Source organism: Peptococcaceae bacterium 1198_IL3148 (assembly GCA_036763105.1).
GTDB lineage: Bacteria > Bacillota > Desulfotomaculia > Desulfotomaculales > Desulfohalotomaculaceae > JBAIYS01.
Window position 1 is genome coordinate 1 of the sequence record JBAIYS010000024.1, and the last position, 14767, is coordinate 14767.

Annotated in this window: 13 protein-coding genes and 2 pseudogenes; 14 read left to right on the forward strand and 1 reads right to left on the reverse strand. The window is 36.7% G+C overall.

Translation table 11 applies throughout. From position 1 onward, the window contains the following. Positions 1-178 precede the first annotated feature (178 nt). On the reverse strand, positions 179-703 hold the full coding sequence (locus V6C27_14495) for a hypothetical protein (GenBank protein MEG6617604.1): 525 nt from the start codon (positions 701-703) through the stop codon (positions 179-181). Positions 704-1063: 360 nt separating this feature from the next. On the opposite strand from V6C27_14495, the pseudogene V6C27_14500 reads away from it, so the two are divergent. From V6C27_14500 to V6C27_14565, 14 genes and pseudogenes are all read left to right on the forward strand, one after another. After that, positions 1064-1171 (forward strand): annotated as a pseudogene (locus V6C27_14500) (IS1595 family transposase). A 297-nt stretch (positions 1172-1468) separates the two neighbouring features. Then, positions 1469-2038 carry a DUF2812 domain-containing protein gene (locus tag V6C27_14505; GenBank protein ID MEG6617605.1) on the forward strand — a complete coding sequence of 190 codons (570 nt, stop codon included), beginning with the start codon at positions 1469-1471 and terminating at the stop codon, positions 2036-2038. Between the two features lie 170 nt (positions 2039-2208). After that, positions 2209-2502 (forward strand): annotated as a pseudogene (locus tag V6C27_14510) (hypothetical protein). Then, positions 2496-2645, forward strand: coding sequence for a hypothetical protein (locus V6C27_14515; GenBank protein MEG6617606.1), 150 nt, complete (start codon positions 2496-2498; stop codon positions 2643-2645). The pseudogene V6C27_14510 and the gene V6C27_14515 overlap by 7 nt, the downstream one beginning before the upstream one ends. A gap of 23 nt (positions 2646-2668) precedes the next feature. Next, positions 2669-3487, forward strand: coding sequence for a CRISPR-associated endoribonuclease Cas6 (gene cas6, locus V6C27_14520; protein ID MEG6617607.1), 819 nt, complete (start codon positions 2669-2671; stop codon positions 3485-3487). Between the two features lie 1036 nt (positions 3488-4523). After that, a complete protein-coding gene (gene cmr1, locus V6C27_14525; protein MEG6617608.1) occupies positions 4524-5687 on the forward strand; it encodes a type III-B CRISPR module RAMP protein Cmr1 in 1164 nt (387 codons plus the stop codon). Then, complete coding sequence (cas10, locus tag V6C27_14530) at positions 5687-7564, forward strand: type III-B CRISPR-associated protein Cas10/Cmr2 (GenBank protein MEG6617609.1); 1878 nt, start codon at positions 5687-5689, stop codon at positions 7562-7564. The genes cmr1 and cas10 overlap by 1 nt, the downstream gene beginning before the upstream one ends. Further along, positions 7561-8661: a type III-B CRISPR module-associated Cmr3 family protein gene (locus V6C27_14535; GenBank protein MEG6617610.1), complete on the forward strand. Its 1101-nt coding sequence runs from the start codon at positions 7561-7563 to the stop codon at positions 8659-8661. Before cas10 ends, V6C27_14535 begins: the two co-directional genes overlap by 4 nt. Positions 8662-8664: 3 nt before the next feature. Beyond that, on the forward strand, positions 8665-9495 hold the full coding sequence (gene cmr4, locus V6C27_14540) for a type III-B CRISPR module RAMP protein Cmr4 (GenBank protein MEG6617611.1): 831 nt from the start codon (positions 8665-8667) through the stop codon (positions 9493-9495). Further along, positions 9488-9916, forward strand: a complete 429-nt coding sequence (cmr5, locus tag V6C27_14545) for a type III-B CRISPR module-associated protein Cmr5 (protein MEG6617612.1) — start codon at positions 9488-9490, stop codon at positions 9914-9916. Before cmr4 ends, cmr5 begins: the two co-directional genes overlap by 8 nt. Further along, a complete protein-coding gene (cmr6, locus tag V6C27_14550) occupies positions 9916-11022 on the forward strand; it encodes a type III-B CRISPR module RAMP protein Cmr6 (GenBank protein ID MEG6617613.1) in 1107 nt (368 codons plus the stop codon). Before cmr5 ends, cmr6 begins: the two co-directional genes overlap by 1 nt. Before the next feature lie 662 nt (positions 11023-11684). Next, positions 11685-12644 (forward strand): hypothetical protein, encoded by a 960-nt coding sequence (locus V6C27_14555; protein ID MEG6617614.1) that lies wholly within the window; start codon positions 11685-11687, stop codon positions 12642-12644. A 140-nt stretch (positions 12645-12784) separates the two neighbouring features. Then, entirely contained in the window at positions 12785-13786 is a 1002-nt protein-coding gene (locus tag V6C27_14560; protein ID MEG6617615.1) for a hypothetical protein, read from the forward strand. Between the two features lie 481 nt (positions 13787-14267). After that, on the forward strand, positions 14268-14645 hold the full coding sequence (locus tag V6C27_14565) for a multidrug efflux SMR transporter (GenBank protein MEG6617616.1): 378 nt from the start codon (positions 14268-14270) through the stop codon (positions 14643-14645). Positions 14646-14767 lie beyond the last annotated feature (122 nt).

Here is a 14767-nt window from a genome sequence, read left to right on the forward strand (position 1 = left end):
TGCCCTATCCTTTTGATGGGTAAGAGCCATGAATATTATCACCAATTATTGGGAAAATAATTCCCAAGGAACAATAAAATTTAAAACGGTAAGAAACCTATTTACACATAACTATTTATACTCCCCTTATATGAGTTGTATTCGCGTTTTGAACGTGAAGGTGAGCATTATGAGCTGCTTAAAACCCATAAAAAGTGGGATAAGTTGTATACATTCTTCCGTAATATAGACAATCCCCAACTGTAGGTATTGACTTTTGCAGTTCAGTAGAAGTATTTGGGTTTTTGGCTATTAATTTATTAGCGTTACTCTTTTGCAAAACATTGTTTTTAAATATAATTATTTCATCTTTATAAATTCCCTGATATTTATCAGGAATTTCATTTATACAATCAAGTACTTGTGCATAATTATGTCGGAGTAAATCGTCTTTATCAAGTAAATCCAGCTTAATATTAGCTATGCAATAGCATTCTAAAATATTAGCATCCTTATATCTATAGATGGAAACCAAACTTAGTATCTGTTCAGCTTGAAACCACTTCTGTTCATTAATTAATTCTAGGGCACTTTGATATTTTTTTTCCAAATTAACAGATGTGTGGCAAACGATAATTACACTAGAAACTAATATAGTTAAAAAAGTACATAGCCAAAGCAATTCATTTTTGTCCTCGACAAATTTGAACTTCTTACTTGGCAAAGTTACATCCACCCCCAGTTATTAAGTGCACATTCTCTGACATAAAATGAAAGTGCATATTCTGTTATAATAACAACGTCCCTCTGTACGGCCTCTTTATGGTTTTACCCAGCCATTAACAAGGCCCTTCCATAATTACTCAAAAATGGGTAGCGTTGTTCTTTAATGTTTTGGAAGGACATAATATTGCCCTTATATCTATTATAACTAAGGTTGAGATGTTATTTCTAGGGTTTACTTTGATATTGGCTCTGTTAAAGGTAAATGTTGATATTTTGTGTATTTTCCCATTCTCTGCTACAATTTAGTAGGTGATTTAGTTCGGCAGGAGGAAAGCGGGATAGAGAAAAGAACTTAATCGATACTACCAATACTCTGCTTTATCGAACACGCAAAAGTAATGAATGGATTACTTTTGTGGAGTGTATGATTAAAGGTTATTCCCTGCGAAAGTCTGCTGAATTTGTAGACCAGCTAGTTAGTCAAGTAGAAAATCAAAAATATCAATATATTTACTTAAATAAAATTGGGTATAACAAATAAACCAAAGAAAAATTTCTAACTTTAGCAGGTTGAAAATCATTTTGGATTTAAGGTTTTAAGTTAAATTTACGCTACCTTGGGTAAACGGTTTTCATAAGTTTGACAATGTTCTTGGGGAGTAATAAGAACAAACGTTTTTCTATCCCATGAAGGAAAAAAATTTAAAAATTGAGCGAAACAGATTACTCAATATTATATCCCTATATGAAAGGAGGGAGTTAGATGAAGAAAGTTAAACTGTTTTTCGATATTATTGAGGAAGAGAAATGGTTGAATAAGCAATTACAAATGGGTTATCTCTGTTCAAACATTAGCGGATTAGGAGTATATACATTTAAAAATACTAGCGAAGACTATGTTATACGATTGGATTATCAAAATTACATGCCAGCAGAAAAGTTTGAAGAATACAAAACAATATACGAAGACTTCGGCTGGAAACATATAAAAGGCTCAAGATTTGGCAGCATTCAATATTGGCAAAAGTTAGCTGATGGTCATGAGGATATTTTTTCTGACCGTGAATCAAATATTCATTATTATAAGCGATTAATGAACTATTTACTATCATTAACAGTTATGTTATTGGTGATTAGCTTTATGATATACAAAGATTCAAGTTTGTATGAAACTAAAGGACTTTGGGATATGGAACGCTCACTGTTTTGGAAAGCGTTTTTATTTGAAACACCATTTGTCATTATTAAACTACTTCCACTAATTATGTGTGTTTTTTTGGGAATTAGCTACTTGAAAGTATATCGCCAATATTTTATGTTAAAAGAAAAGTAGAATTTCTAGAGACAACAATACAGTGAATAATTAAGACTGTCTTACTATCTGACAATATTTGTTACACATCATCTATAAAATGCGTCAGAGGTGCATCTTTTGGTTGCACCTCTGATTTTCGATAAAATATCAACAATAAATATTAACAGAGCCTAAATAATAAAGATGAAGTAATTGTAGATTATACCGGTGGTACCAAGTCGATGTCGGCGGGTCTAGCCGCTGCTGCCATGGAATTTGCCGAATGTAAGCTCAGCGTTGTTAAGGGCTTAAGATTAGATTTGATTCAAGTCCGCGAAGGAATGGAGCGGGTTGCCAAACTACCTTATAATCAAGCCTTTTTGCAAAAGCAAAAAACTTTATGTTTTAACCTCATAGACGAGTGGAAGAAGCCTTTTATGACCAACAAACGGCGGCATGCCGGGTTGGGTGGGGTTCTGGTCTTGCCGGTGCCAGCTTGCTGATGTTACTACCGGAAGATTTGCGTCGACAAATCCGAGATAATTTATACCAACCCAGAGGTTCCTTTGATTTTCCCAAATCCCGCCGGGCAGTGGTGGAAAATGATATACCCCAACTGCCTCTAGGTTGGTTAAAAATAGTGTAATGCTATAATTGGAGGACATACTATTGCTATTAAGCCTGGTAATAATACTCAAAGTAGAAAAAGAAACACTGGTACCCCCTTCCATGGGGCAGGTGTTGCATGCCTTTTTTCTGGATAGCGTTCGGCAAGTAAATCCTGCCCTATCGGAAGAACTGCACCAGTCCTCTGGTATTAAACCATTTACGGTATCACCTTTAAACGGTAAAGTTACCTATCAAGATAACCGCTGGCGCCTTTATCCGGGGGAAACGTATTGGTTTAGGGTAACCAGCATAGAATCGAAATTATCACAATGGTTGTTGGAGGTATGGTCGGCATCACTACTGGAAGAAATAAAGTTGGCAGGTGCTGAATTTAAATTAGTCAGTGTGACAAGTAGTGCAGAGCAACATCCTTGGGCAGGCTTGACTACTTATGAAGAAATTTACAATCGGTGTGTTGGTAATACCGAAGTTTCTTTTAAAATTGGTATGGATTTTAGTTCACCCACAACCTTTCGGGACCATGGTAGCAATTATCCGCTGCCTGATCCCATTAAGGTATTTAACAACCTGCTAAAGAAATGGGACGCATATTCTCCTGTGTCTTTAGGGGGAAACTTTATTGAATTTATTGAAGCAAATGTTTACCCCAGCATGTTCCGTCTGCAAACAAAAATTATGCATTTTGATAGATATAAGCAAGTTGGCTTTACTGGCAGTTGTCAATTCGCAATCCGTAGCCAGCAGGATGCAATCTTTATCAGCGTAATGCATATGCTGTCTCAATATGCCTTTTACGCCGGAGTGGGTTATAAAACCACCATGGGTATGGGACAGGTAAAGCCAAAAGGAAGAATATAACAAAAATCGAGCATCGCAGGTGTGCACAAAACCTCGGTGATGCTCGAAAATAAAAAGTCCAGTAGAGACAAGGGTTTGGGGGTTTACAGTTGTGAAATGTTGGTGTAATATGGTAAAAAACCCTTACAAAATGCGGATGCTCGAAAATGGGCTTTCAAGACATTATGGCCCAAGGGCTCACGGTGGGTGCTGTCAAAACACTTTATAATTCCCTACGGGAATTGAAACAAATCAACAACCTTGTTATGCAATGTATTAATAAGGTCTATGTCAAAACACTTTATAATTCCTTACGGGAATGAAACTGGTAATCGCTAAACCCCCAAAACATATCATCTAACCGCGTCAAAACATTTTATAATTCCCTCTAGGGATTTAATAAAAATTTACCCCTTGTTGAAATTAACATTCAACAAGGGGTATTAATTTTCTAAAGGTGATCGCTATGCCAACTGAATAAAAATAAAAACAATTAAGGACTGCGTTTGGCAGTCCTTTAATACTTAATCAGATACTGCAGATGGCAAAATTTGCCTTGAGGCTTTGGGGTATTATAGATCCAGAAGTGAGGTCTATCTTTCGTAGAATATTTGATTGCTGCGGGTCAGTGACTGCTGTTTTTCTTGATAAAATGATCTATAAGCGTCATCAGGAAGTATTTTGGGAGTATGTAGAGACAATGAAAAACTTTTTGAGGTACTTGGTTCATAGTCCTAAGGGTTCTCCCAGTACATTAAAATTGAAATTTTACCGGGTTGCGAGAAAGAAGTGCTACATCTGATAGGAAAACGAATTTATCCATAAACATGAGCGAGTGTGGTGAATTTAATGAAGTTAGATAAAACTTAATAATTCCACCAGCAACAAACCGTCTGCAATGGCGGTTTCTATTGTGCAAAATTTTTTTTAATCCTTTTTAATTTTTATCAACAAACAAAAGATTCTACATAATATTCACAATTATTGGAAGGAATGTCTAAATTGTTGTAGAAAACTACTACATATTTAAGGTTAGTATTATTAAAATGTAAAAATCATGCGTAAAAACCTGGATCATAGTAAGCCTTTTAATGAACATTCTAAAACACAAAAGAAGAGAGGATGGTATATGCGATATCGTAAGATTCAAGCAAAATATAAAGTTGCTACACCCATGTTTCTGTCAGGAGGGGACCAAGATAAGGCTGAACTTCGTGTAGTCTCAATAAAAGGTGTCCTGCGTTTTTGGTTCCGTGCCACTGCACTTAGTCAATATGATAGTTGGTTGAAAGTTAAAGAAGCAGAACAACTTTTGTTTGGTAGTGCAGATGCTGGGCAGGGTGCTTTTCTAATTAAAATTCATAGTAAGCAAATTGACAAATCAGTAAACAGGGACTGGTTTAAATTTGGCAGTAATTATCTAGGATACGGATTAGATAAAACTAAAACATCCAGACAGTATATAAAACCGGGCGGCGTTTTTACTATTGAAGTTATATTTAAGCCCGGCACTTCCGATGATTGTGTAGCCGCTATAAAAAGAAGTTTAATAGCGTTGGGTTTATTTGGCGGCTTAGGTGCCCGTTCTAGACGTGGCTACGGGTCTTTGTCATTGGAATCACTGACAGTTGATAATAACGAAGTATGGAATAAGCCTAAAAATCAACAGGATTTGCTAAGCCTACTCAACAATTTTATTGAAGAATTGGGTCAACTGCCAGTTGAATTGCCAGAATATACTGCCTTCAGTAAAAAGAGCCGTATTGCATTAACAATAACGAATAACAATCCCATGAAATTATTAAATATTATGGGTCGAGAGATGATGAACTATAGAGGGGCAAAAACAAACCCTATTTTTAAACAGGATGCGGCCAAAATAATTAGGCTAACTAAAGGGCAAACGATAGAAGAACATCCCCAGCGGATAGTATTTGGTTTGCCGCATAACTATTATTTCCCTAGGCCATTCAAAGAAAGTATATCTATAAATGCAAATGAATTACAGCGTAGAGCTAGCCCCTTGTTTATTCATATACACGAACTAGAGAACAGTTATGTTTCTATTCTCACCTTATTGCCAGCAGTCTTTCTTCCTAAAAATCAAAAGATATTTTTAAGTTGTAAAAAAGCAAATCGATCTGTAAATACCAATGTCAATTACAACGTAATTCATAATTTTATCGATAGTTTTGCAAACAGACTGGAGGTGACTATATAATGAAGACCCTCCATTTTACTCTAGGTCCGGTACAAAGCTTTGTTGCCCAAGCCAGACGAACCCGTGACCTGCACGCGGGTTCTTTTTTGCTGTCCTACCTTGTAGGCCAAGCAATGTATGAAATAATCATATCGGATGGCAAAATTATTTTCCCTGAAGTGCACGGTGAGCGGGGAATAGTAGACCAAACCAGCGATCCGTTGCTGCAGGCCATTAACAGACATTCTCTAACCAAAGCAGAGGTAAAAGGACCTTCGTTGGGAACGCTGCCTAACAGATTTCAGGCAGAAGTGCCAGATGATTTCAACCCGATATGTTGCGAGAAAGCGGTTAATAGAGCTTGGCATAGAATATCTGAATCGGTATGGCAAGAATATGTAGAGAAAATAGCTGGTAAAGGTAAAGACGTAAGAAAAATATGGGATCGGCAAGTTAATAAATTCTGGGAGATGTCTTGGGTTATTGGACAAGATAAAAATTTGCTAGACAGACGTAAAAATTGGCGGACATATGTGCCATCTGTAGAACCGGGCGATAAATGTACAATTATGGGTTGTCTGCAAGAACTGTCCGGTTATTTGCGTAGCAAGCAAAGTGAAAACCAGAATCAGTTTTGGGAAGCCCTTAGAAGCCAGGTAAAAAGTTTAGATTTGCAGGAAGGCGAGCGGCTTTGCGCTATCTCCTTAATCAAGCGTTTGTTTCCTAGGGTATCTAAACAAGCGATAGGGTGGGAATTGCCAGTAAATTACCCCTCAACATCTTGCTTGTCTGTGGTACATTGGCTTGCTGATACCATAGAGAAATATCCTGCTAAAGCAGAACAATTTGCTGGTTTTGTGATGTCGTTGCCAGATGATTTGAAAACTAAAATGTATAACTTTAATTGTATTACAAAAGTATGTGAGGAAAAGCCTGGGACAATAAACATGGCAACATTAAATAGCGAATGTTTTTATGAAAACTCCCTACTTAACGATCATATATGGGGAACAGAAACGGCTGAATTACGCCAAAAAATTAACTGCAAACGGAAAGAATTAACCAGTGATAAGCCAAGTCCCTTTTATGCGGTACTTCTAATGGATGGAGACAAACTGGGTGTACTTTTAAGCGAACTAGACAGTGCCTCCGTCAGCCGTGCTCTAGGCAGGTTTAGTGCTCAGGTAGAAAATCTGGTAAAAAAACATAATGGCGTCACAGTTTATGCCGGCGGTGATGATGTGTTGGCTTTACTACCCATGGAAGATGCATTAGAGGCAGCGATAGAACTGCGAGGAGCGTACAGAGATGCCTTTAAACAACAATTTTCTGACAACAACATAAAAGATGATAAAGCTACTATATCCGCTGCGATAGTTTATGCCCAAAACCATGTACCATTAAAAACAATTCTCACCCAGGCCCATAAATTGTTGGATGATGTTGCTAAAGATAAAACCGGACGGGACAGTTTGGCTATCACAGTATGGAAAGCTTCTGGCCAAGGTTTGACTTGGGCTGCCCCTTGGAACGTAATTATTGATGGTGATAGCAACATAATTGATAAGTTAGTTAACCTATTTTCCGAAAGTGAAACAGAACAATCTCGGTTTAATAGTTCATTCTTTTATAACCTGCGGAAAAGGTTTGAAATACTAGCCGATAACCAATTTCAATTTGACCGCAAAGCAGAAGTGGATCTACTCACAGCGGAGTATCTAAGAAACAGAGAGCGAGAAATAGAAGTTGATGAAGCTAAGCAGAACATTGAACTATTGCTGAGAATTTGTCACCACTCATGGAGGGAGCACGGGGTTTTGCATCAAGCAGAAGGTCCCTTAACAGTTGATGGGGCACTATTGATACGCTTCTTGGCAAGTAAGGGGGTGCATGAATGACGGCATTAAATACAAAAATCTGGACATTTAAAGCATTAGATACATTGTTTTTTCGGGATGCCACCCCATATAATGCTGGCGAAGGTGGACAATCGGAAATTAATAGTATTTTCCCTCCCTTCATGAATACATTACAAGGCGCTATTCGTGTTGCGTTAGCCTATGGGCAAGGGTGGACGCCTGAGGAAAAGCACAAATGGCCAGCGGAACTTGGAACACCTGACTATTTAGGGCAGATTAAATTGCAGGGGCCATATTTGCTTCGTAATGGCGAAATGTTATTTCCTGCCCCTCTTTACCTAATGTATCAACAAGATACGCAACATAATTTAACCCAATATACTAGGTTAAAGCCAGGGGACGAAGTTGACACCGATATGGGCATTAAGCGGTTACCGGTACAGGATAAATATTTAGAGGGTGCCAAAGTAATGGAAAACTACTGGTTAGATAGAAAAGGTGTCACTGCAGTATTAAATGGCAAACTTCCAAATGGAGATAATGTTTTCTCAAAAACTGACTTATATCAAGAGGAACACAGGGTGGGTATAAAACGCGAACAGCATACTCGCTCCGCTGCTAAAGGAATGCTCTATTCCTGCGTTCATATCCGACCGCAACCCAATATTGCTCTAGCTGTTGCAGTATCTGGTTTACCTGATGAATGGCATTATCAAATTCCGCGTTTAATCAAACTGGGTGGCGAAGGACGAATGGTTGAGATTAATATCAGTGATTTTTGTCAGCTAATGCCAGAACCTGTTCCGTTAAAAGTTGTAGCAGGTAAAATTACCTTTACAGTTACTTTGATTACTCCGGGAAAATACCAAGACTGCACACATGAAGTGATAAAGAATGGCCCACCGGGCATACCGGGCAAATGTGTATCAGCTTGTATTGGGAAATTACAACGAATAGGCGGTTGGAATTCACAAAACAAATGTCCCTTGCCACTAGAACCGACAATACCTGCTGGCAGTACCTGGTTTTACCAAGCAGACGCGGATAAATTAGAAAGTATTCTAGCCATACAGAGGCAAGGTGTTGCAGATCCATACGGTAATGGACAAATCATTATTGGAAACTGGGAGGGTTAAATTATGAAAGCTAGTGTTATAGGTTTATTTGCAGAGAAAAGCCTGCATCCTGGCACAGAATCTTCAGCCGGTGTCATTGATCTTCCAGTGGCAAGGGAAGTAGCTACTGGCTATCCGGTTATTGTTGGTTCTAGCCTCAAAGGTGCATTGAAAGATAATGCTCGGCTTAATTGGTCTATGGATGAAGAAGGTATTAATAAAATTTTTGGAGTGCAAGATAACGCTGGTGCAATTGCTGTTACAGATGCCAGAATACTACTGTTGCCCGTTCGTTCCCTTACTGGGCACTACAAATGGGTTACCTGTCCATATTTACTGGAACGATTCCAAAGGGATTTAAATATGGCTGGTATTGAATGCACACTATCTTTTGCAAAACCTGAACAGGGTACCGCAATAACAAAGGAACAAGATAAATTATTTTTGGAGGAACTTTCCTTTAACGCTGTTGATAAAGATTTATCAGAGGTCGCTGTCTATATATCAAAAATAATTAAACACCAATCCTGTTGCGACCGTTTATTGCAACAATTAGTGGTTTTAAGTGATGATGACTTTGCCCATTTTGCAGCCTATGGACTGCAGGTTAACGCCAGAAACCGCTTGAATGAGGCTACCAAAACCAGTGAGAACCTCTGGTATGAAGAAACCATTCCCGCAGATAGCTTGTTTTATGCCTTGATTATTTGTCGGCCAGGTGAAGAAGAATCTTTGAATGAACTAAAACAACTATTCACAGAGTTGCCCTATCTACAGGTGGGGGGGAATGAAACTATTGGTCAAGGTTGGTGCGCGGTAACCTGGCTGGAACAAGGGGGGATAATTAGTGAATAGCATCAGAACCCTTGATCAAAAGCGGGCAGAAAATGCGTTGGAAATTGTTAATCAATTACTAGAAAAAGCAAATAATAACCCCAGTCAGCAAGAGTGGAATGATAAATATGCTTCATATGTCAAAGGGTTGCCGGCTACTATTTTAATGAACGGATTGGGACAGGCGGCAGCTACATTATTGGCTGCCGCCGATGGTAACAAAACTGATGCCCATAACGTTCTATATAGTCATTTACAAAGTTGGCTTTGCCGTAATGATGAAACCGCACCATACCTCGGTGGAAAAGACTTGCTTTCACAAATTACCACTAAAGACCGGAATTCTTACTTGCGTGCCCAAGCCGAGGCATTGTCATGGCTTACATGGCTAAAGAAGTTTGCTGTTGCTTACCTAAAAAAACCTGATGGTGGTGCTGAATAATGGCTTTACCTTTATACAGACAAAGCGATGTTCCCACAACCCGAAGCAAAGGAGCAAATGCTGGGCTTTGGTATGATAAATTCTGTAACCAATGGCAACGGGATTGGACTCTAGATGCTAACGGCAAGCACCACTGGATAAAGACTGTAACGGAAAGCGGCTCATTGGGAGATGCCAAACTAGTAAATGAGATGAAAGAACGTTTATTAAACTTAACAAATAGGCTTAATGGCAGATCACTTTTTTTAAAAACCGATGGTCGTTTTGTCACAGGTATTGGTCGGGAACACCCAGTAGAAAACGGATTTACTTGGCACCACACCCTAGGGGTTCCCTATTTACCAGGTTCTTCGATTAAAGGCATGGTGCGTACCTGGGCAAAAATTTGGCTCAATGCTGATAGCGCAAATCGTATTTTTGGTGCAGACGGTAAAGAAGGCCACGAAGTTGGTAGTGTAATATTTTTTGATGCATTGCCAATAAAACCAATAAAACTAGAAATAGATATAATGACTCCACATTATTCCGAATATTATCAAAAAGAACAAGAAAATAACCCGCCGGCAGATTGGTATAAACCGATACCGATACCTTTTTTAACAGTTGCTGGAGAACAAACATTTATTTTTTGCCTTGCCCCTAGGCGCGCGGAAAGTGTTGAGGATCAAGAAGATGTAAAAACTGCCATTGGGTGGTTGGAAGAAGCTCTGTCATATATTGGTGCTGGGGCAAAAACATCAGCAGGTTATGGACGATTTATAGTAGATGCTGATGCAGAAAAAGCATGGCGAAAGCAACAGGAAGAAGAAAAAATTGCCCGGGAAAAACAACGGCAGGAATATGAAAAGCTTAAAAAACTGGCATCGATGAGTCCATTACAACAGGAAATGGAAGCAGATGGTTATAGTGATGATACAAGCCTCTTTAAAGGGAAAATTAATAATTGGCTTGATAAAATGGAAAAAGCAGATAATAAAGTAGGCCTTGAAATAGCTGAGTTGCTGTTAAAATGGTATCAGGAAAAAGAACCCGAACAGTTGACAAAACCAAACAAAAAGAATAAAGACAAGATAGCCAGAATTGCGCTTTATTTAAATAAGAAATAAAACATTACTGATCCGATATTTGGTTATCATTTACCTTTTGTCAATACTATACAAAGGTTACTAAAAACGAGCATCTCAGGTGTGCACAAAACCCCCGGGATGCTCGAAAACAAAAAGTCCAGTAGAATCAAGGGTTTGGGGGTTTACAGCTGTGGAATATTGGTGTAATATGGTAAAAAACACTTGCAAAAATGCGGATGCTCGAAAATACGTCTTCAAGCCGTTGTGGCCCAAGGGCCCACGGTGGGTGCTGTCAAAACACTTTATAATTCCCTACGGGAATTGAAACCTCAATCTATCACTCGTCTGATATGGCGGTACCGGTGGATTAGTCAAAACACTTTATAATTCCCTTTTGGGGAATAAATTAGTACTAGAGAAAGAACATCCCCCTTGTTGAAATTTACATTCAACAAGGGGGGATTACTTTTTAAGGGTGAATCGTTATGACAAGCTAGAATGTAATAAACATTTATACATATGCGCAAACAAAAATTGTATGCAAAAAACGAGGCTAGAATGTGAAAAAATATATATGTCAATCCCTTGATATATATATTATTTTTTATTAGAATTTTCTTCGGGGAATTCTTATTTTATTTATAATTATAATTTTATATGGTAATAAATTTTAATTAACCAAAAGACTAGGAGATGAGATTTTGAAAAAGCTTTCCATACCCTATACTATGCAAAGTGGTGAATTGTTATATGATCATCTAACTAATGAATATTTACAATATGTAAAAGAAATTTATATGCCACTTCCATTTGAAATTATTGGATCAGCAAGAACGCCTGATCCCAAACATATACTACATTATTCTAAAATATTTGATAATGAAGTATCAAAATTTAATAAAAAACCCATTGATGTAGTGTTAGTTGTTAACAATCCAGCGATACCAAGAGATAAATATGATGAAATTATTAATAAAATTGAAGAAATTAAAGATAAGATAAAAAAAGTTATTATTAGCGATTTTTACTTTTTAGATTATTCTCATAAAATATTTGAAAATTTTAATATAGAAATAGAAATGTCTGTTATTTCTGAACTTAATTCAATTGAGAAAATCAGACATTTTTTAGAGGCATATCCTTCTGTTAATAGTTTCTGTCTGTACTATAATTTTCTTTATGATATAGACAGTTTAAAAGAATTAAGAAAAGAATTTAAACACACTAAATTTAAAGTAATTGTAAATCATGGTTGCTTTTATAATTGTCCTTTTTCATTTCAACATCATTTTGCTTTATGTCAATCGGACTTTCCAAAGTTCTTTTGCAAAGGTTATAATAAAAAACGCAATCTACTCAAAGAAATTCAATTTGTTAGACCTGAATCTTTAAATTTATATGACGATTATATTGATATTTATAAAATATCAGGTAGGCAACATTCACATGAAAAAATCCTTAGAATGATTAAATCATATGGAGAAAGAAAAGAATCAGAATTTATTAATGGAATTTTAGACCTAAATGCTAAAATTAAAGTAGACAGAATTCCTAACAATGCAATTCCTCCTGAATATGATGAGATTAGAAGTAAATGCAAAAAGCAATGTCATAAATGTGGCTATTGTGATAAATTATATAGTTTACTTGGGATGAAATAAACAAAGCCTTTCTGGAATTCCAGAAAGGCTTTGTTTTGAGATGGGATTTATTATTATAGAAAATTTAATTTCTATTGTTTTCCATGTAATTTATAATTATAATAATATTTAAACTATAATAATAACTGAAAGGAGATTCTATGTATCTACAAAAGAAATATGTATTGTTGGTGTCTATAATTATAGGCATCTTTATTTTCACAATTGGTTGTGGAAACTCCGCTACAGATGTTGATAAAGCTAGTGTTCAAACTGAAAACAAAAAAGTAACTGATGAAGCCAAATCAACTAAAGATGTAAATAACTCTCAATTAACACCAGAAGTAAGGGTATTTCAGTCAATGTTAAAACACCTTGACATTGAGTACGACAACAATAAACTTAATGATATTGCTAGTAAAGGTGGTATCGAGACAACTGAGTTCAAAATAGGATTAACATCAACAGGCACCATTAATAATAAGAAGTTCTATAAGTTTGAAGTGCTACCTTTAGGTAATGGGGCCGCCAGTAGTTATATAGTTTCTGCAGAAACAGGAAAGGTTTATAATAGTTTTGATGGTCAAATCATTCAAGAGTTTAACTTAAATAACCTTAAATATGATAATGTGGTAGGAAGAAAGTTATATATAATAACCGAAAATTATCCTGAAGGTAATAATTCCTACTATGTCGATGGTAAAACTATGAAAACGTATTTTGATATAATAGAAGCAAGAAAACAAATCATCAGTGAAATAGCCCAAAGTGATCCACTGTTAAATTTAGTTGGAAAAGACATGAGCTTTGTACAAAGTAAAACAGGCCAATCTGTTCAAACAGAAGTAAAAGAAATACATTATGATGACGGATTTGTAGAAAATATGGAATTTAGGTTTATTAGCTACAATAAGGCTAAAATATACTTTGATTCTGATGGTACCTATAGCTATATGGAACTACCAGTTGGTGCAAGTATCTTAACTACAAAATGTGGCATGACCTTTAATGAAATTAGAGATATTTTAGGATCGCCAAATGAAGAATATCATGATACCGAATATGGCGAATACGTTATGCAATACAATATTAACGGTAAGCAAATAGATTATTTTTCAGAAACTCCTAATGGTGTCTCACAATATATAATTATTTATGATTAAACTATGAAAAAAACCCCCCATTAATTTTTAAAATGTCCTTTACAAAGGGTACACTTTATTTGATAAGGGGGATTTTTTATTTTCTTTCCTTTTGTTTTATGCGGTTTGTATTGAGCCACAGTGTATTTTGATAGCAGTGAAAGGAACAAAACGCATCCCTTAACAGCACATTGCAGCAGATGGGGGTGGAACCAAAATGCTTGGCTCAAGTACATGGTAATGACCCGTTCCATTGGTTGCGTAACGGGTGATGTTGGTTGTGGTAAATCTACTGCCATTCGGTACCTATGCAAAAGAATATCTTGGAAAATGAATATAAAGTCTGGTATTTTATTGTCTTGTTAATAAAATTTCCTTGCTGGTAGTATATAAATATTGGTATCCTAAGAGAACATGGCCAAACTGACATAACCTTTCCATAGTAGAAAAAATTAATTATCTACCAGCTGTAAGGCTGGGTAGAAATTAAGGAGAAATAATAATGGGTTATTTAATGCTTGCAATTATTGCTGAACTTATTGGAACATCCCTACTTGAAGCCTCCGAGGGGTTTTCTAAATTATTTCCCACTGCAGGGTTGATGGTATGTTTCACCCTAGCTTTTTATTTTTTGTCCTTATCACTTAAAACAATACCATTAAATCTAGCCTATGCCATTTGGTCAGGCTTAGGGACAGTGGCAACTGTCATCATATCAATATTAATTTGGAAGGAAAAGGTTAATTTTGCCAGCATTACGGGCATTTCCTTAATTATCATTGGGGTTATTGTATTGAATATGTATGGACCCGGCCAGAGTGAGACAAATAATAACGAGTGTACAGCTCAGGACAATGGCAGTAGCTATGTTCAAACGTAATTGTCAAAAAATCTGCACATAGCAACTGCCTTTAAGAACTGAGATAATAACCTCAAGAATATATGAGGGAGGAATTCTCATGACCCTTGAAGAGCAGTCCATGATCAGGCGCCAGCAAGTAA